Source organism: Poseidonocella sedimentorum, from assembly GCF_900116005.1.
In the GTDB taxonomy this organism is placed as follows: domain Bacteria; phylum Pseudomonadota; class Alphaproteobacteria; order Rhodobacterales; family Rhodobacteraceae; genus Poseidonocella; species Poseidonocella sedimentorum.
Genome location: NZ_FOYI01000001.1, coordinates 375,450 through 393,812 on the forward strand (window position 1 = coordinate 375,450; position 18,363 = coordinate 393,812).

Here is an 18,363-nt window from a genome sequence, read left to right on the forward strand (position 1 = left end):
ATGAGTTTTATCGCCTTCGACAACGTGTCCAAATCCTTCGGGGAGGGGACGGCCAGAGCGGATGTCCTGCGCGGCATCGACCTGCAGATCGAGGAGGGCGAGTTCCTCGTCATCCTCGGCTTTTCCGGCACGGGCAAGACCACGCTGATCAATCTGATGTCCGGTCTGGAGAGGCCGACGAGCGGTTCGGTCACGTTCAAGGGCAAGCCGATCACCGGGCCGGGCCCGGAGCGCGGCGTGATCTTCCAGAGCTACTCGCTCATGCCATGGCTCACGGTCACGGGGAACGTGGCGCTGGCGGTCGACACGGTGTTTCCCAAGCTCTCCAAGGCGCAGAAGGCCGACAAGGTCGCGCATTACGTCGATATGGTGGGGCTGGGCCACGCCGCTACCCGGCGCCCCGCCGAGCTTTCTGGCGGGATGCGCCAGCGGGTCAACGTGGCGCGGGCGCTGGCGATGAACCCCGAGGTGCTGCTGCTGGACGAGCCGCTGTCGGCGCTGGATGCGCTGACGCGTGCCAATCTCGCCGATGAGATCGAGGCGATCTGGGAGGCGGAGCGCAAGACCTGCGTGCTCATCACCAACGATGTGGACGAGGCGATCGTCCTGGCCGACCGCATCATCGCGCTGAACCCCGACGGCACGCTCGGCCGGGAGTTCACGGTCGATATTCCGCGCCCGAGGGACCGCACCGAGATGAACCACCACGAGGGGTTCAAGACCCTGCGCGGCGAGGTCACGACCTACCTCATGGATGTGGGCATCGAAGCCAAGGTGGAGGGCAAGAAGACGCTGCCCGACGTGGTCCCGATCCACGGGGTGCCTGCTGCGGTGGCCGAGGCGCAGGCGGGGCTCCTCGACGAGCGCTTCCTCGATTTCTCGCAGCTTCACAAGATCTACCCCACGCCCAAGGGGCCGCTCACCGTGGTCGAGGATTTCGACCTCAAGATCAATCGCGGCGAGTTCATTTCGCTGATCGGCCATTCCGGTTGCGGCAAGTCGACGGTCCTGACCATGGCGGCGGGGCTCAACGATATCTCCAAGGGCGCGATCAAGCTCGATGGCCGGCATGTCGAGGGGGCCGATCCCGAGCGCGCCGTGGTCTTTCAGTCGCCCTCGCTCTTTCCCTGGCTCACCGCCAAGGAGAACGTCTCGATCGGGGTGGACAAGGTCTATCCCAAGGCGAGCCGCGCCGAGCGGCAGGATGTGGTGGAATACTACCTCGAACGGGTGGGCCTCGCGGATGCGATGGACAAGTCCGCCACGGATCTGTCGAACGGGATGAAACAGCGCGTGGGCATTGCGCGGGCCTTTGCGCTCAGCCCCAAGCTGCTGCTGCTCGATGAGCCGTTCGGCATGCTCGACAGCCTCACCCGCTGGGAATTGCAGGAGGTGCTGATGGAGGTCTGGTCGCGGACCAAGGTCACCGCGATCTGCGTCACCCATGATGTGGACGAGGCGATCCTTCTGGCTGATCGGGTGGTCATGATGACCAACGGCCCGCAAGCCACGATCGGCAAGATCACCGAGGTCGATCTGCCCCGGCCGCGCACGCGCAAGGCGCTTCTGGAGCATCCGGATTACTATAACTACCGCCAGGAGGTCCTTGATTTTCTGGAGGAATACGAGCACGGCGCCAAGCCAAAACCGGCCCCGAAACCCGCCACGCCCATCGCCGCGGAGTAACCCGATATGCAAGACCGCGAGATCCAGCTTGTTCAGGACAGTTTCGCTCAGGTGGTTCCGATCGCCGATACGGCGGCCGAGATATTCTATGCCCGGCTCTTCGAAATCGCGCCCGAGGTCCGCCCGATGTTCAAGGGCGACATGGCCGGTCAGGGCAAGAAGCTCATGGCCACGCTTGCCGTTGTGGTGAACGGGCTGCGCGATCTGGACAAGATCGTGCCGGTGGCCAAGGGGCTGGCGGTGCGGCATGTGGGCTATGGCGTCGAGGCGGCGCACTATGAGCCGGTGGGAGAGGCGCTGCTCTTCACGCTCGAAAAAGGGCTCGGGGACGACTTCACGCCTGACGTGCGCTCGGCTTGGGCGGGCGCTTATTCCCTCCTGTCCGGCGTGATGATCGAGGCGGCTTACCCGCGGCCGCTGGTGGATGACGTGGTCGCCTCTCGTGCCCTGCCAGGGGCCGAAAAACCCTGGTGGAAGTTCTGGGGATGAGGCCCCGGTTGATCGTTGTCGGTGCCGGGATGGCGGCGGGCCGGGCATTGGAGCGCCTGATCGAGGCCGACCCGCATGCCTATGACATCACCGTGTTCAACGCCGAGCCCCGTGGGAGCTACAACCGCATCATGCTCTCGCCGGTTCTGGCCGGGGAGAAGCGGTTCGCGGAGATCGTGACCCACGATGCGGCCTGGTACGCGCGCCACGGCATCACCTGCCGGTTCGGCGAGCGTTTGGCCTCCATCGATCCGGCCGCGAAGATCGTGACCGCGCAAGACGGCGAGGTTTTGCCCTACGACAAACTCCTGCTCGCCACCGGATCCGCGCCCGTCATCATCCCGCTGCCGGGGCATGAGGTCGACGGGGTCATCGCCTATCGCGATCTGGAAGACACCGAGCGGATGATGGCCATGGGGCCGGGGCGGCGGGTCGTGGTGATCGGCGGCGGGCTGCTGGGGCTGGAGGCTGCGGCCGGGATGGCGGCGCGGGGGGCTGAGGTCACGGTGGTGCATCTCATGGGGCATCTGATGGAACGGCAGCTTGACGCGACGGCGGGCGGGATGCTCGCGGAGTCGCTGCGCGGCCGGGGGATCACCGTGCTTTGCGGCGCGAATTCGCGCGAAATTGCGGGCGAGGCGGGCAAGGTCCGCGCGCTCCTGCTCGACGATGGGACAGAGCTGCCCTGCGATCTGCTGGTGATGGCGGTGGGCATCCGTCCCAATACCGCGCTTGCCGCGGCGGCCGGGATCGAGACGGGACGGGGCATCATCGTCGATGACCACATGCGCAGCAGCGCCCCGGACATCCTCGCGATCGGCGAATGCGTTGAGCATCGCGGCGCGCTGTTCGGCCTCGTCGCGCCCTGTTTCGATCAGGCGGAGGTCGCGGCGCAGACGCTTCTCGGGGCCGAGGCCGTCTTCACACCGCGCGACGTCGCAACGCAGCTCAAGGTGACGGGGTGCGCTCTTTTCAGCGCGGGCGATTTCGCGGCAGGAGAAGAGCGCGACGAGATCGTGCTGCACGACCCCTTGCGCGAGAGCTACCGCCGCCTCGTGCTGGAGGGCGACCGGCTCATCGGCGCGGTGTTTTACGGCGATACGCGCGACAGCGCCTGGTTCCTCGATCTGATCCGCAGCGGCGCCGATATCTCGGCCATCCGCGAGACGCTGATCTTCGGCCCTGTCGCCCAGACGGTGCCCGCGCGCCCGGCCTTGCAGGGGGTGGCGGCGTGATGGACGGCATGGAGCTTCCCGCGATCCGCTCGACCTGCGCCTATTGCGGGGTCGGCTGCGGTGTGCTGCTGCGGCCGGACGGGCAGGGCGGCGCGCTGGTGACGGGCGATCCTGACCACCCGGCGAATTTCGGGCGCCTGTGCTCCAAGGGCTCGGCGCTCGGCGAAACCCTCGGGCTTGAGGGCCGCCTGCTGCGCCCCCGGATCGGCGCCGATGACACCGACTGGGACACGGCGCTCGATCTCGTCGCCACACGCTTCGCCGACACCATCGCCGAACACGGGCCCGACAGCGTCGCCTTCTACGTTTCGGGCCAGCTCCTGACCGAAGATTACTACGTGGCCAACAAGCTGATGAAGGGCTTCATCGGCTCGGCCAATATCGACACCAACTCGCGGCTCTGCATGGCCTCGACCGTTGCGGGCCAGCGGCGCGCCTTCGGCACCGACACGGTCCCCGGGACCTACGAGGATCTAGAAGAAGCCGACCTGATCGTGCTCGTCGGCTCCAACCTCGCCTGGTGCCACCCGGTGCTGCACCAACGCATCCTCGCCGCGCAGGCGCTCAGGCCGGAGATGAAGCTGGTCGTCGTCGATCCGCGCCGGACGGTGAGCTGCGACGGAGCGGACCTGCACCTGATGCTCGAGTCTGGCTCGGACGTGGCGCTGTTCAACGGGCTCTTGAACGAGATTGACCGGCGCGGCGCGGCCGATGAGGCCTATCTGCGCCACGTGACCGGCGCGGCCGAGGCCTTCGGCGCCGCGGCTGAGGCGGATCTTTCGGTGACCGGGCTCGCGCCCGAAGACCTCGCCGCCTTCTACGATCTCTGGATCGGCACCAAAAAGGTCGTCACGATCTTCAGCCAGGGGGTCAACCAGTCGTCCTCGGGCAGCGACAAGGTCAACGCGATCCTCAATTGCCATCTGGCGACGGGCCGGATCGGCACGCCGGGCTGCGGCCCGTTTTCCGTCACCGGCCAGCCCAACGCCATGGGCGGGCGCGAGGTGGGCGGGCTGGCCAACATGCTCGCTTGCCACCTCGATATCGAGAACCCCGATCATCGCGGGGCCGTGCGCGATTTCTGGTCCGCGCCGCGCATGCCCGAGGCGCAGGGCGCCAAGGCGGTCGAGATGTTTCGCCGCGTGGCGACGGGCGAGATCAAGGCGCTCTGGATCATCCACACCAACCCGGCGGTCTCGATGCCGGACGCCGATGCGGTGCGCGATGCGATCGCGGGATGCGACTTCACCGTCGTCAGCGATGTGACTGCCCGGAACGACACCGCGCAGCTCGCCGATGTGCTCTTGCCGGCGGCCGCCTGGGGCGAGAAGGACGGGACGGTGACCAACTCGGACCGCACCATCAGCCGCCAGCGCGCCGTCCTGCCCCCGCCGGGGGAGGCCCTGCCGGACTGGCAGATCCTCGCCGAGGTCGCGCGCCGTATGGGCTGGGCCGAGGCCTTCGACTACTCCGGGCCCAGCGAGATTTTCCGCGAATTCGCCGCGCTTTCGGGGATCGCCGCGAGCTTCGGCAAGGACTTTGACATTTCGGCCTTGAGCGATCTGTCGGACACGGGCTACCGCAACCTCGCCCCGGTGCGCTGGCCGGTGAGCGCCGCGCGGCAGGGCGGGCGTTTCTTCGGCGACGGGCGGTTCTTTCATCCCGGGGGCAAGGCGCGGATGCTCCCGCTCGCCTATCGCCCCCCCGCGGCCCGGACCGCGCCGCGCTATCCCTTCCGCTTCAATACCGGGCGCATCCGCGACCAGTGGCACACGATGACGCGCACGGCCCTCGCGCCGCGCCTTTCGGCGCATCTGCCCGAGCCGTTCCTCGAGATCCACCCCGAAGATGCCCGGCGGCTCGGGATCGGCGCGCGCGATCTGGTCTCGGTCCGCAGCCCGCAGGGCGGCGCGATCCTGCGCGCGCGGATCACCGATGCGGTCAAGCCCGGCGATGTCTTCGCGCCCATCCATTGGACGGCCCAGACCGCGCCCTCGGGGCGGATCGACGCGCTCGTCCCCGGCATCACGGACCCGGTTTCGGGCCAGCCCGAGAGCAAGGCGGCGGTGGTCGCGGTGGAGAAATTCGACGCGGGCTGGCATGCCTTCGCGATGACCTCGGGCGCGCTTGATCTCTCCTGCGAATACTGGGCCGTTGCCCGGACCGAGGCCGGCGCGCGCGCCGAGATGGCCGGGCGCGACGCCCCCGCGGATTGGGAGGCCGAGGCGCGGCGGATCTTCGGACTTTCGGGCGGTGTGGTGCAATCGGTGGAGGATCGCGCGGCGGGGCTCACCCGGCTGGCCTTTCACGAGGGCGGCCGGCTGCGCGCCGCGATCTTCGTCTCCAGAGAGCCGTCCGCGCTCATGCGTGACTACCTCGCGACGCTGCCGGGGGCCGAGGCGATTGACGTGCTCACCGGGCGCACCCCCGCCGACCGGCCCGATCCCGGGCCGATCCTCTGCTCCTGTTTCGGCGTCGGGGTGAACACCATCCTGCGCGCGATCGAGGAGGGCGCGGCCCTGACGGTCGAGCAGGTCGGCGAGGTCTTGCAGGCGGGGACCAATTGCGGCTCCTGCCGGCCTGAGATCGCGGCGCTGATCGCGGCCTCGGCGCGGCGCGAGGCGGCGGAATAGGCGGCCCGAGACCCCGGGCCGGCGCTGTGGCGCGCGCATATCTAGCCCTTGCGAATACGCACTACCCAAACTCTAGCGGGCATCCTATAGTGCCTGTGGATATGTCCCGGCGGGCCCCATTTTCGGGCCGGGTGCGGGCGATGATCAGAGCGAGGGATATTGACCGATGCGCTGCCCGTTTTGCGGAAACATCGACACACAGGTGAAGGATTCGCGCCCCGCCGAGGATCACGCCGCCATTCGCCGCCGCCGGTTCTGCCCGGCCTGTGGCGGGCGCTTCACCACCTATGAGCGCGTGCAGTTGCGCGACCTCGTGGTGATCAAATCCAACGGCCGCCGCGAGGATTTCGACCGCGACAAGCTGGAGCGCTCGATCCGGATCTCGATGCAGAAACGCCCGGTCGAGCCGGAGCGGATCGACCAGATGATCTCGGGCATCGTGCGCCGACTGGAGAGCATGGGCGAGACCGATCTCAACTCCAAGATGATCGGCGAGATCGTCATGGAGAGCCTCGCGCGGATCGACACGGTCGCCTATGTGCGCTTTGCCTCAGTCTACAAGAACTTCCAGGCCGCAGACGATTTTGACAAGTTTGTCAGTGAGTTGCGCCCGGCGGACAAACCCGAACCAGAGAGTTGAACGCCGACGCGCGGTTCATGGCGCTGGCCCTGACGCTGGGCCGGCGCTCAGAGGGACGCTGCTGGCCGAACCCGGCGGTGGGCTGTGTGATCGTGCGCGAAGGGCGGATCGTCGGGCGCGGCTGGACACAGCCGGGCGGGCGGCCCCACGCGGAAGTTGTCGCCCTTGCCGAGGCCGGGGCGGCGGCGCGCGGCGCGACCGCCTATGTGACGCTGGAGCCCTGTGCCCATCATGGCAAGACGCCGCCCTGTTGCGATGCGCTCATCGCGGCGGGGCTCGCGCGCGTCGTGGCCGCGACCGGGGACAGCGATCCGCGCGTGGCGGGGCAGGGGTTTGCCCGGCTGGAGGCCGCGGGCATCGCGGTGGAGCGCGCGGCGGCGCCCGAGGCCGGGGCCGAAGCACATCGCGGGTTTTTCCGGCGCAACGCGGCGGGGCGGCCCTGGCTCACGCTCAAGCTCGCCACCTCGCTCGACGGGCGCATTGCCACCGCTTCGGGGCACAGCCAGTGGATCACCGGGCCGGAGGCACGGCGGGCGGTGCATGGCCTGCGCGCGCGCCACGATGCGATCATGGTCGGCGCGGGCACGGCGCGGCTCGATGATCCGTCGCTGACCGTGCGCGGCCTCGGGATCGCCCATGATCCGGTGCGGATCGTGGTCTCGCGCCGCGCCGACATCCCGCCGCAGGGGCAGCTTGGGCAAACCGCGCGCGCGGTGCCTGTCTGGATCTGCCATGGCCCCGAGGCCGGCGCGGCGCAGCGCAGCGCATGGGAGGAGGCCGGGGCACGGCTGGTGCCCGTGCCGGTGACGCAAGGGCGCGTCGATCCGGCGGCACTGTTGCGCGCGCTTGGGCAGGCGGGGCTCACCTCGATTTTCTGCGAAGGCGGGGGTACGCTCGCGGCCTCGCTCCTGCAAGCGCGAGTGGTGGACGAGTTCATCGGCTTCACCGGCGGGCTGGCGATCGGCGCCGAGGGGCGCCCCGCGATCGGCGCGCTCGGGCTTGCGGACCTCACCGAGGCCACGCGGTTTCGCCTCATGGAAAGCCGCGCGCTCGGCGGCGACGTGATGCACCGCTGGCGCGCCGAGGACGGCTAGCGCCAGAGCCAGCTTTGGCGCACCAGCACCCCCTGAAGCTTCGCCAACGCCCGGTTCGGCGCCGAGGCGCGCAGGCCCGCGCCGCTGGACAACCGCTCGGCGATCACTTCGGCGGAGCAGGGCCGCCCACTGACCGGATCGCGGTAGCGCGGATAGTCGATCAGCGCGGCATGGGCGAGCCCGGCAAGATCGGGGCGCGCGCGCCGGCGCTCTGGTGTCTCTCCGAGATCGGTGGTCAGGCCCCATCCTGCGTAGAACGGCGCGCCGAGCGTGGTGACGGGCAGGCCGCGCAGCAGGGCCTCGAAGCCAAGCAGCGAGGTCATCGTCCAGACCTCATCGAGGTGATCGAGCAGGGGAATCGGGTCCGCATGGCGCGCGGTCAGATCGGCAAGATCATCGCTCTCGATGGCGCCCGGCCGAAGCCCGGCCTCCACGTCCGGATGCGGTTTGTAGAGGATCCACGCGTCGGGGTTGGCCGCGCGGGTTGCGGCCAGAAGGGCGCGGTTCTCTGCGATGTCGCCACAACCGAGCCGGATGGAGGCATCGTCCCCGACCTGTCCCACCACGAGGATCCGCCGCGCGCCGTCCGGTGCGGCGGGCAGGGCGCGGGCGGTCCCCTTGAGGTTATACTTGCTCAGGCGGGCGCTGCGCAGCGTGGCGATCAGGGCCTCGATCCGGCGGCGTTGACCCGGGCGCAGGGTGGCGCGGGCGGCGATGAGCGCCTCCAGCCGCGAGTGGCGGCTCGGGTCGTAGTAAAGGCCAAGGTCGTCCGTCACCAGCGAGAGCGGGGGGACGAGCGCCGCGCCGAGCCCGCGCGAGCGCAGGAACCCGTCCTCGACGCGCGTCGCGCCCCGGGGCGCCGGGGCCGCGCCCCAGACCATCGCCCCTGCGCCGAGCGCCTGCGCGGTGGTGGAGGCTGCTGCGGGATCCGCGCGATACTTGACGAACCGCTCCGCGCCAAAGAACCGCGCGATTGCCGGGCGTTTCCAGAGCCGCATGTTTCCCGCGACCCAGCCGTGCCGATCCTCGCGCCAGGCGCGGGTTTCGGCCTCGAAGGCGTCGAGCGCGTCTTCGAAGGCGCAGAGCCGGTCGCGGCAGGGATCGTACCAGGTGGGATAAAGCAGCATCGCGGCGGCAAAGAGCTGCACGGGCGAGAGGGCGCGGCCGCGGCGGGGTAGCGGCGCGCGGTCCTCGCTCAGGCCCCACCCGGCGTAGAAGGGCGCGCCGAAGACCTCGGGGCGCTGCCCGGCGAGAATGGCCTCGAAGCCCAGTTGCGACGAGACGGTGTAGACCGCGCGGGCGTTTTCCAGAAGCGGCCAGGGCGGTACCGGGGCGGTGATTTGGGTGATGTCCGGCCCGGTCACGGCGCCGAGGTGTCCGGGGCGGAGGCCCCGCGCCGTCTCGGGGTGGGACTTGATGACGATCCGCGTGCCGGGGTGGCGGGCCCGCGCGGCGCGCAGCATCTCGCGGAAGGTCTCTTCGCCCGCGCCACTGGCGCGCAGCGCGGCATCGCCCGCGACCTGATCGACGATCAGCACATAGCCCGGCGTGGGCAGCGCGGCACCCGGATCATGCGCGGAATACTTGCTCAGCCCCCCCTCTCTCAGCCGCGCGATCCCCTCCTCGGCGCGGGCAAGGAGCGCCGGGTCATCCAGCGGATGGCTGGCCAGCAGGGCCTCAAGGTCCGACGGGTGGCGCGCGTCGAAATGCACGCCCGTTAAGTCGAGCAGGAGGCCAAGCGGCGGCGCGCCGGTGCGGCCCGGATGGACCGAGCGGAGGAAGGCATCCTCGATGCGCATCAGCCCCGCGCCGCGCCGCCGGGCCACCCAGACCCCGCGCCGCGCGGTGGGCGATTGCCCCCAGACCCCGACCAGATCGCCGGGCCCCGGCAGACCGAGGCGCGGCGGGTGGCCGGCGAGCGCGAGGATGCGGCGGATGCGGCGGGAGGTCAGGATTCCGCCGTTGAAGACATGGAGCGGCCGGGCGCACGCGGCTGTCCCGGCACCGGCGCGCATGGGCGCCTAGTTGCCCAGCGTGCTCGCCGCGTCCCCGACCGACCCGACGGAGCCGAGCGAGCCCGTGAGCGCCGCGATGACCTTCTGCCACTGCACATAGGGCGCTTCGGTGACGTAGAGCGTGTCCCCGTCGCGGATCATGAACTCGCTGGCGGCGAACATGCCGTTGGGCTGGGTCAGGTCGAGCAGGTAGATGATGCGCTGGTGGCCCTGCAGATCGGGGCGCCCGGTGAGGCGGCGCGAGATGACCTCGTGCTCGCTGCGCAGGATGAAGACCCCGCGCGGATCGGCGGTGTTGGATTGCAGCCCGCCGACCTGCGCCAGCGCTTCGATGACGGTCAGATCGTTGCTCTCGAACGGCACGCGCCGCTGCGCGCCCGTGGCCCCGAGGGCGACATAGCTGCGCGCGTCTTCCTCCACGAGAATCCGGTCGCCGCCGCGCAGCGCGATGTCGTAGTTCGGGTTGCGATAGAGATCCTGAAACCAGATGCGCCCCTGCTGGCCGCCGCGAATGACCACGACCTGCGCCACGTCGGGCTCCAGCGTGATGCCGCCCGCCTGGGCGAGCATGGCGCCGAGCGTGCGGGTGGGGCGTTCGATCGGGTAGACCCCTTGCGCGCCCACCGCGCCCACGAGCGAGACCGTCGCCCCATCGCCCGCGAGGCGGCGCACCTCGACCTGCGGATCGGGGGTGGCTTCGCTGAGCTTGTTGGTGATGATGCGGCGGATGGCTTCGGGAGTGTTGCCGGCGGCAAGGATGCGCCCCGCGTAGGGAACGAAGATGTAACCCGCGCCATCGACCTGAAGCTCTTCCAGCGCGGCGGCATTGGCGCCCTGATTGACCAGCAGCCCGTCCTCGACGTTTTCCCAGATCGTCAGGCCCAGAACGTCGCCGGGCTGGATCGTGTCGCTGCCGCCGATGGGGGCGTTGACGAAGCTTTGCGAGAAGCCGAGCGCGGAGGAGGTGCGCGTTGCGCGCGCGACCGTATCGGTCACCTGGACGACGAAAGCATCGCCTTCCTGCTGGACCGATCCGGAGAAGATTTCGTTGCGCGTGGGCCCGGAGCGGGGCAGGCCGCAGGCCGCGACGAGCGAGACCACGGCCATGATCGACAGGGCCGTCTTCAGCCGCAATTTCACCAATGTCACCTGTACCGCTCCCCCGGGCATGTCTCTTCTTGCTTTTCGCGCAGTTTAACCAAGTTGCCGGTCGCTGGGAACAGTTGTTTGCGCGCGCATATCGGCCGGGCGGGCCAGCGCGCCGGAGCCGGTTTCGGCGGCGATGAGGTCCACCAGCCGGCGCAGCAGCCGCCGCCGCCCGGCGCGGCTGTAGAACCCGCCGGGGATCTGGCTCGTGGCCAGAAGATGTTCGCGGAAGGCGAGGTAGGCGTCGCGGTCCGGCGGCATCGGGTTGGCGAAGAAATCGGCGAGCGGCTGGCGGCTGGTGAAGGCGGGGGAATCGTAGATCGCGGCGCCGAACAGCTTGAGCGGCTTGCCGCGCCAGAGCACCTGCTGCCCGGCGGTGGAATTGACCGTGACTGCGCTGGAGGCCTCGTCGAGCAAGGCCGCGAGCTTGCCGCCGGGGAGGTAGTGGACGCGCGCCGAGAGTCCCGCCGCGCGGGCCGCCGCCCGGATCGTCTCGGCCAGCGGCGCGCGCCCGTCTTCGAGCGGATGGGCCTTGAAGACGAGGTGGTGATGCGGGGGGGCGCCTTCGGCGAAGCCGCGGATCACGATCTCGATGAATTCGGTCATGCTGCGCAATGATGAGTGGGCGCGGAAGGCGCTGTCGTGTTCGAGCTGGAGCAGCGCGACGTGATAGGGGTTGGGGGCGCGCCGGATGCGGCGCGTGGCCCGGCGCCGGCGCGCGGCGGTGAGCGGGAGGGTCAGCAGGCGGCGCAGGTAGAGCGCGAATTCGGCGCGGATCGGCAGATCGCGGTGCGGGCGGTAGCGCGGGTAGGCGGCCCCGAGGCACATCACGATGCCGTTGTAGAGCGCGCCGTAGAAGATGTGCTGGCGCAGATCGCCCCAGTGAGCAGGGGGCGGAACGCCCAGATGCGAGGCATGCGGAATGCCCGGAGGCGCGGCGTGCGGATCGTCGGACAGGCGGCCCTCGGGCGGAGGGTCGAAGGCGATGCCCCGCGAGGCGGAGTTGCCGTTGGTGCCGCCGCGCTCATAGGTGATCCAGAAGGGGCGCAGGTAGCCCTCTTCGAGCAGGTGGGTGCGCAAGCCGCGCGCCCGGGCGCGCTGGATCGCGCGGGCATGCAGCGCGCGCGCCTCGCCGTAGAGCACGATGTCGGTCACGCCGAGTTCGGTGATGAGCGCATCCAGCCGGGCGGGCCAGTCCTCGGGGGCGCCGCGATAGGCGATGTAGCTTTGGCGGTCCGGCCAGAAGACCCGGTCGCCCGCGTTGAAGCCGACCCGCCAGACAGCCGCGCCAGAGGCCCGCAGCAGCCGGCCAAGCTGATGGAAAAACGGCCCGTGCGGCCCTTGCAGAAAGAGATAGACCCGCTCCGGGGGGGGCTCATCAACACGCATCATTGCCATCCTGCCCAAACGCGGGGCCGACCGGGCCCCGGGCGCGCCGAGACTAGCCCGGCGCGGGCCCTGCGCACAAGCGGGGCTTGCCACCGCGGGGGCGAAAAGCTAGGCCGAAGACACGATCAGAAAGGCGCGCACATGTTCACAGGCATCATCACCGATATCGGCGAAATCCGGCAGCTGGAGCCCCGGGGCGATCTCCGGGCGCGGATCGGCTGCGGCTATGACATGAGCGGCGTCGACATGGGCGCCTCGATCGCCTGCGAGGGGGTGTGCCTCACGGTGGTGGCCAAGGGGGCCGACTGGTTCGATGTGGACATCAGCGCCGAGACGCTGTCGAAGACGACGCTCGGCGGCTGGACCGAAGGGCGCCGGGTCAATCTCGAACGCGCGCTGCGGCTCGGGGACGAGCTCGGCGGGCACATCGTCTCGGGCCATGTGGACGGGGTGGCCGAGCTCATCGGCATGACGGATGAGGGCGACAGCACCCGGCTGAGCTTTCGCGCGCCGCCCGAGCTTGCGCGGTTCATCGCGCCCAAGGGCTCCGTCGCGCTCAACGGCACTTCGCTGACCGTGAACGAGGTCGAGGGCGAGACCTTCGGGATCAATGTCATCCCGCACACGCAGGAGGTCACGACCTGGGGCGATGTGGCGGTGGGCGACCGGATCAACCTTGAGATCGACACGCTCGCCCGCTACGTGGCGCGGCTCGCCGAGGCGAGCTGACCCCGCCGACGGACCCGCCGACGGACCCGCCGACGGATGGCGCCTACGTGCCCGGCGCCAGTCCCGGCCTCAGACCTCGCCGCAGGCGCCCATGAGCTGCTCGTATTGCGTGGTGACCCAGCCGAGCGCCTGTTCGGGATTGCGCGCCTCGATCGTCTCGATCAGGCTGTCGAAGATCGCCGCCGAGCGGCTATTGTCGACCATCGGCATGGCATTGGCCGCGACCAGCGTATTGTAGACGAAAAACGCCACCGCCACGAGCAGCACCCCGCGAAAGACGCCGAAGAGGAAGCCGAGCCCCTGGTCCACCCCGTCGAGCGCCGTGCGCTGCACCGCCGAGGAGAGCAGCGGCGTGAAGATCGAAACCACGACGAGCGCGATGGTGAAGACGATGGCAAAGGCCGCGATGATCCCCAGCTCACAGCTGTCGGCGAGATACTCGCCCAGCACCGGGATCTCCTTGACCAGCGGCTGGAGCCTGTCGGCAAAGACAAAGGCCATCACCGCTGCGACCACCCAGCCCGCGATCGCCATGACCTCACGCACGAGCCCGCGCGAATAGGCCAGCAGCGCCGAGAGTACGATGATCACGGCCACCGCGCCGTCAATGAGAGTAAAGCCGTCCATGCCGTCGTCCTTCCAAAAAGCGCTTAACCCGCGCCGAACATCTCACCCACGAAGCCGGCCAGGTCGGTCACGCGATTGAGCGCGAGCCCCGAGCCGTCGCCGGCTTTTCCCCCCGCCGGGAGGATCGCGGATGTGAAACCAAGTTTCTTGGCTTCTTTCAACCGGTTTTCCGCCTGTGTCACCGGGCGAAGCGCCCCCGAGAGGCTGATTTCGCCGAAGATCACCGCGCCGTCGGGCAATGCGCTGTCTTCGCGAGCGCTCAGAAGGGCGGCGGCCACGGCCAGATCGGCGGCCGGTTCGGTCACTTTCATGCCGCCCGCCACGTTGAGATAGACATCCAGCCCGGCGTAGGGGATGCCGCAACGCGCCTCCAGCACGGCGAGGATCATCGACAGCCGGCCGCTGTCCCAGCCGACCACCGCGCGACGGGCCTGTGCGTGAGGCGAGGGCGAGACGAGCGCCTGAAACTCCACGAGGAGCGGGCGCGTCCCCTCGACCCCGGCGAAGACGGCCGAGCCCGGCGCGGGCGTGCCGCGTTCCGACAGGAAGAGGGCGGAGGGGTTGCGCACCTCGGCCAGCCCGCGCCCGGTCATCTCGAAGACGCCGATCTCGTCGGCGGGGCCGAACCGGTTCTTGACCGCGCGCAGGATGCGGAACGGGTGGCCGCGCTCGCCCTCGAAGTAGAGCACCGTGTCGACCATGTGCTCGACCACGCGCGGCCCGGCGATCTGGCCCTCCTTGGTCACGTGGCCGACGAGGATGATCGCGACGCCCCGGGTCTTGGCGAAGCGCGTGAGCTCATGGGCGGCGGCGCGGACCTGGCTGACCGAGCCGGGCGCGGCGCCGACCTGATCGGACCACATGGTCTGGATCGAATCGATGATCGCAAGCTGCGGGCGCTCGGCCTCCAGTGTGGTGAGGATATCGCGCAGGTTGGTCTCGGCGGCGAGCTGGACGGGCGATTCTGTGAGCCCCAGCCGCTGGGCGCGCATCCGAACCTGTTCGGCCGCCTCCTCGCCCGAGATGTAGAGCGTCTTGAGCCCGCCGCGGGCGAACCGCGCGGCGGCCTGTAGCAGCAGCGTCGATTTCCCGATCCCGGGATCGCCGCCCAGAAGGATCGCGCTCGCGGGCACGAGCCCGCCGCCGAGCACTCGGTCGAGCTCCTCGACCCCCGCTTGGGTCCGCTTGGGCGGGTCCTCGCGGGTGTCGAGCCCGCTGAGCGTGATCGTCCGGCCCTTCACGGCGCTCAATGCGTGGCCTGATGGCCCCGCGCTGAGCGGGGTTTCCTCGTGGATCGTGTTCCACGCGCCGCAGCTTTCGCAGCGCCCCGCCCATTTGGACGTGGTCGCGCCGCAGTCGGCGCAGGCAAAGGAGGGGGCGGATTTGGCCATGGGATCGCTCTAGTTCATTTCGCGGCGGGGGGGAACGGCTCGGAGGATTGCGTCCGTCCCGAGGGTGGGCGTGGCGCAGCGATAGGAGCCTCTTGGTTTATCGTGCCATGACATTCCGACGATGAAATCTCTGGAGAGGTTGCAATGCGCCCGCCCTGAGGGCGGGACAGGCGCGGTCCGGGGCTGGTCGCCCCGAACCATCTGATCGGTCCTCGCGCTCACTTGAACACCTTCGGCGTCAGGTGGCTGATCGCGAGGGAGGCCAGCACGCAGGCGGTGAAGAGATAGAGCCCCCAGCCGGTCTCCAGCCGCCCAATCCCGGTGCCCTTCACCAGCGTGACGTAGATCGCGATGAGGAAGATGTCGGCCATGGCGAGCCGCCCGAAGACATGCACAGCGGGCAGGACCCGGCGGGTGGCGATGCCGCCGTGGAGGGCGGCGAGGGCGAGGGTCTTGAGCATCGGTGCCGCCATGGCGAAGACGGCGACGACGGCGGCGAGGAAAAGGTCGGTCTCGCGTAGCGACGCAAGGCCCGAGAGGACCGAAATCTCGCGCAGGCCAAAGAGCGGCAACAGCCCCGCCCGCAGCAGCGGCGCGCCCCATGAGATGGGAAAAAGCACGAGCAGCGCGAGGTTGCCCCAGATCAAGAGGCGCCGTGTCACCGCGCGGCTCATGGCAGCAGCTCGGCGCGGCCGTGGATGAACTGGTCGACGTAAGGATCGCCGCTCCGGTCGATCCCCGCGGCCGGCCCCTCCCAGCGGATCACCCCGTCGTGCAGCATCGCCACACGGTCGGCGATGCTGCGCACCGAGCTCATGTCATGGGTGATGGTGATCGCGGTCGCGCCCATGTCCGAGACGATCTCGCGGATCAGGGTGTTGATCACGCCGGCCATGATCGGATCGAGCCCGGTGGTGGGCTCATCGAAGAAGATGATCTCGGGGTCGGCGGCGATGGCGCGGGCAAGCCCGGCGCGCTTTTGCATGCCCCCCGAAAGCTCGGCGGGAAAACGGTCAGCGACCTCCGGCCCGAGCCCGACGCGGCCCAGCTTCTCGACCGCGACCTGCCGCGCCGCGCGGCGCGTGAGCCGGCCGGGCCCGCGCAGGAGCCGGAAGGCCACGTTCTGCCAGACGGGCAGGGAATCGAACAGCGCGGCGCCCTGAAACAGCATCCCGAAGCGCGAGAAAAGCGCCTCGCGGTGCCGCGGCCCGAGGGGCTCGCCGGCGATGGAAATCCGGCCCGCGTCCGGCTCCACCAGCCCAAGGATGCATTTGAGCAGCACCGATTTGCCCGTCCCCGACCCGCCGATGACCACCAGCGATTGCCCCCGGGCCACGCGAAGATCCACGCCGCGCAGAACCGGCGTCTCGCCGAAGGTTTTGCAGAGCCCCTCAATCGCGATCATACCGAGAAGAAGACCCCCGTGAGCAGGAAGTTGGCCGCGAGGATCATCACCGCCGCCGCCTCGACCGCCGCCTTGGTCGCCCGGCCAACGCCTTGGGCGCCCCGGCCCGAGGTCATGCCGAAATAACAGCCCGAGAGCGCGGCGATCCCGCCGAAGACCGCGCCCTTGGCGAGCGAGCTCCAGACGTCATGCGCCTCGATGAAATCCACGGTGTTGGCAAGGTAGGTGGCGGAGTTGAACCCCAGTGTCTGGGTGGCCACAAGCCAGCCGCCCATTACCCCGATCACATCGCCAAGCCCGGTCAGCAGCGGCACGGTCACGAGCCCGGCGAGCACCCGGGGGGCGACGAGGTATTTCATCGGGTTGGTCGCGAGCGTCACCAGCGCGTCGATCTGTTCGGTGACGCGCATGGTGGCGATTTCGGCGGCGATGGAGGAGGTCACGCGCGCGGCGATCATGAGGCCGACGAGGACGGGCCCAAGCTCGCGCACCATGCCGATGGCCACGATCTGCGGCACCACCGCTTCGGCGTTGAACCGCGCGCCGCCGGCGTAGATCTGGAGCGCGAGGGCGCCGCCGGTGAAGACCGCCGTGAGGCCGACGACGGGCAGCGAGAGCCAGCCGATGGTGAAGAGCGCCGCGAGTGCTTCGCGCGGGTAGAGCGGCGGGCGCAGGATGTGGCTCAGCGCCTCGGCGGAGAAGATCGCGAAGCGCCCGGTCGCCGCGAGCCCGCCCAGCACCCCCCGGCCGAGCGCCGCGACGGGCGCTGCCACGGCGGCGATGGCGCGCAAGGGGCTCAGCCCTTGTAGCGACGGGCGTAGCGCGCGCCGAGCGAGGTCAGGATTTCATAACCGATCGTCCCGGCGGCTTCCGCCAGCGCATCGACCCCCTGATGGGGCCCGAGGATCGACAGGCTCGCGGGCACGGCGGCGAGGTGGGTCACGTCGACGGTGATGAGGTCCATCGACACGCGGCCCACCACGGGGCAGGGCGTCTCGCCATCCCAGAGCCGGGCGCGCGGGCCCATGGCGCGGATCAGCCCGTCGGCATAGCCGCCCGACACCGTGGCGATGCGCGACGGCGCCTCGGCCGTCCAGGTGTTGCCATAGCCCACAGGCTCGCCCGGCGCGACCTCGCGCGTCTGGATCACCGGCAGCTCGATCCCGACCACCGGGGCGGCCTCCTCGAAGGGCGCGCCGCCATAGAGGCCGATGCCGGGGCGGGTGAGGTCGAAGTGATACTCCGGCCCGAGCAGGATCCCGCCCGTCGCCGCCAGAGAGCGCGGCGCGGCGATCCCGTCGGTCATCTCGCGGAAGCTCTTGAGTTGCGCGGCGTTCATCGGGTGATCGGGCTCATCGGCGCAGGCGAGGTGCGACATGACGAGCCGCGGCCCCGCGGGCAGCAGGATATCGCGCACCGCGGCCCATTCGGCGGGCTCGATCCCGAGCCGGTTCATGCCGCTGTCGAGCTGGACGCCGAAGGGATGGCCGGGCAGGGCTTCGAGATGGCGCGTCGCCTGGTCGATGCTGTTGAGCATCGGCGTCAGGGCGAGATCGTGGATCATGTCGGTATCGCCCGCCATGTGGCCCGAGAAGACGGCGATCTCCGGCCCCGGGCCGACCGCCTCGCGCAGGGCCGCGCCCTCTTCGGCCACCGCCACGAAGAATCGCCGCGCGCCTTCCCGCGCCAGCGCCCGTGCCACGCGCCCCGCGCCGAGGCCGTAGCCATCGGCCTTGACCACCGCGGCGGTCTCCACGCCCGCGCCCGATTTGGCATCCAGCGCGCGCCAGTTGGCGGCGAGCGCGTCGAGATCGATATGAAGCTGTCCAGTACTCATGAGGGAGTTTTGACGGCGCGCGCGATCCGGTGCAAGCCCAAACCCCG

16 protein-coding genes are annotated in these 18,363 nt (G+C 69.8%); 7 read left to right on the top strand and 9 right to left on the bottom strand.

Translation table 11 applies throughout. The features are described from left to right. From BM353_RS01825 to ribD, 6 genes are all read left to right on the top strand, one after another. A complete protein-coding gene (locus BM353_RS01825; protein WP_092076017.1) occupies positions 1-1,686 on the top strand; it encodes an ABC transporter ATP-binding protein in 1,686 nt (561 codons plus the stop codon). A 6-nt stretch (positions 1,687-1,692) separates the two neighbouring features. After that, on the top strand, positions 1,693-2,175 hold the full coding sequence (locus BM353_RS01830) for a globin family protein (protein WP_092076019.1): 483 nt from the start codon (positions 1,693-1,695) through the stop codon (positions 2,173-2,175). Between the two features lie 8 nt (positions 2,176-2,183). Next, entirely contained in the window at positions 2,184-3,410 is a 1,227-nt protein-coding gene (locus BM353_RS01835) for an NAD(P)/FAD-dependent oxidoreductase (protein ID WP_425439377.1), read from the top strand. Beyond that, positions 3,410-6,043, top strand: a complete 2,634-nt coding sequence (locus tag BM353_RS01840) for a nitrate reductase (protein WP_092076023.1) — start codon at positions 3,410-3,412, stop codon at positions 6,041-6,043. The genes BM353_RS01835 and BM353_RS01840 overlap by 1 nt, the downstream gene beginning before the upstream one ends. A 166-nt stretch (positions 6,044-6,209) precedes the next feature. Continuing rightward, on the top strand, positions 6,210-6,683 hold the full coding sequence (gene nrdR / locus BM353_RS01845) for a transcriptional regulator NrdR (protein WP_092076025.1): 474 nt from the start codon (positions 6,210-6,212) through the stop codon (positions 6,681-6,683). Then, positions 6,680-7,777 (top strand): bifunctional diaminohydroxyphosphoribosylaminopyrimidine deaminase/5-amino-6-(5-phosphoribosylamino)uracil reductase RibD, encoded by a 1,098-nt coding sequence (gene ribD / locus BM353_RS01850; RefSeq protein WP_281248098.1) that lies wholly within the window; start codon positions 6,680-6,682, stop codon positions 7,775-7,777. The genes nrdR and ribD overlap by 4 nt, the downstream gene beginning before the upstream one ends. On the opposite strand, the gene BM353_RS01855 is transcribed toward ribD, so the two are convergent. From BM353_RS01855 to BM353_RS01865, 3 genes are all read right to left on the bottom strand, one after another. Continuing rightward, complete coding sequence (locus BM353_RS01855; protein ID WP_092076027.1) at positions 7,774-9,792, bottom strand: capsular polysaccharide biosynthesis protein; 2,019 nt, start codon at positions 9,790-9,792, stop codon at positions 7,774-7,776. The genes ribD and BM353_RS01855 overlap by 4 nt on opposite strands. Positions 9,793-9,798: 6 nt before the next feature. Further along, positions 9,799-10,899, bottom strand: a complete 1,101-nt coding sequence (locus BM353_RS01860; RefSeq protein WP_092076469.1) for a polysaccharide biosynthesis/export family protein — start codon at positions 10,897-10,899, stop codon at positions 9,799-9,801. An 87-nt stretch (positions 10,900-10,986) separates the two neighbouring features. After that, the gene (locus BM353_RS01865; RefSeq protein WP_092076029.1) at positions 10,987-12,330 is read right to left on the bottom strand and encodes a capsule biosynthesis protein; all 1,344 of its coding nucleotides are present in this window, start codon (positions 12,328-12,330) and stop codon (positions 10,987-10,989) included. A gap of 138 nt (positions 12,331-12,468) precedes the next feature. Between BM353_RS01865 and BM353_RS01870 the strand changes: the two genes are divergently transcribed. Further along, positions 12,469-13,056 carry a riboflavin synthase gene (locus BM353_RS01870; RefSeq protein ID WP_092076031.1) on the top strand — a complete coding sequence of 196 codons (588 nt, stop codon included), beginning with the start codon at positions 12,469-12,471 and terminating at the stop codon, positions 13,054-13,056. A gap of 69 nt (positions 13,057-13,125) precedes the next feature. Here BM353_RS01870 and BM353_RS01875 read toward each other — a convergent pair whose 3' ends face one another. From BM353_RS01875 to alr, 6 genes are all read right to left on the bottom strand, one after another. Next, the gene (locus BM353_RS01875; RefSeq protein ID WP_092076033.1) at positions 13,126-13,683 is read right to left on the bottom strand and encodes a CvpA family protein; all 558 of its coding nucleotides are present in this window, start codon (positions 13,681-13,683) and stop codon (positions 13,126-13,128) included. A gap of 23 nt (positions 13,684-13,706) precedes the next feature. Continuing rightward, on the bottom strand, positions 13,707-15,074 hold the full coding sequence (gene radA / locus BM353_RS01880; RefSeq protein ID WP_092076035.1) for a DNA repair protein RadA: 1,368 nt from the start codon (positions 15,072-15,074) through the stop codon (positions 13,707-13,709). 218 nt (positions 15,075-15,292) lie between these two features. Then, complete coding sequence (locus BM353_RS01885) at positions 15,293-15,736, bottom strand: paraquat-inducible protein A (RefSeq protein WP_245759526.1); 444 nt, start codon at positions 15,734-15,736, stop codon at positions 15,293-15,295. 8 nt (positions 15,737-15,744) lie between these two features. After that, the gene (locus BM353_RS01890) at positions 15,745-16,479 is read right to left on the bottom strand and encodes an ABC transporter ATP-binding protein (protein WP_092076039.1); all 735 of its coding nucleotides are present in this window, start codon (positions 16,477-16,479) and stop codon (positions 15,745-15,747) included. After that, a complete protein-coding gene (locus BM353_RS01895) occupies positions 16,476-17,252 on the bottom strand; it encodes an MlaE family ABC transporter permease (RefSeq protein WP_092076471.1) in 777 nt (258 codons plus the stop codon). Before BM353_RS01895 ends, BM353_RS01890 begins: the two co-directional genes overlap by 4 nt. Before the next feature lie 23 nt (positions 17,253-17,275). Next, positions 17,276-18,316 (bottom strand): alanine racemase, encoded by a 1,041-nt coding sequence (alr, locus tag BM353_RS01900; RefSeq protein WP_092076041.1) that lies wholly within the window; start codon positions 18,314-18,316, stop codon positions 17,276-17,278. Positions 18,317-18,363 lie beyond the last annotated feature (47 nt).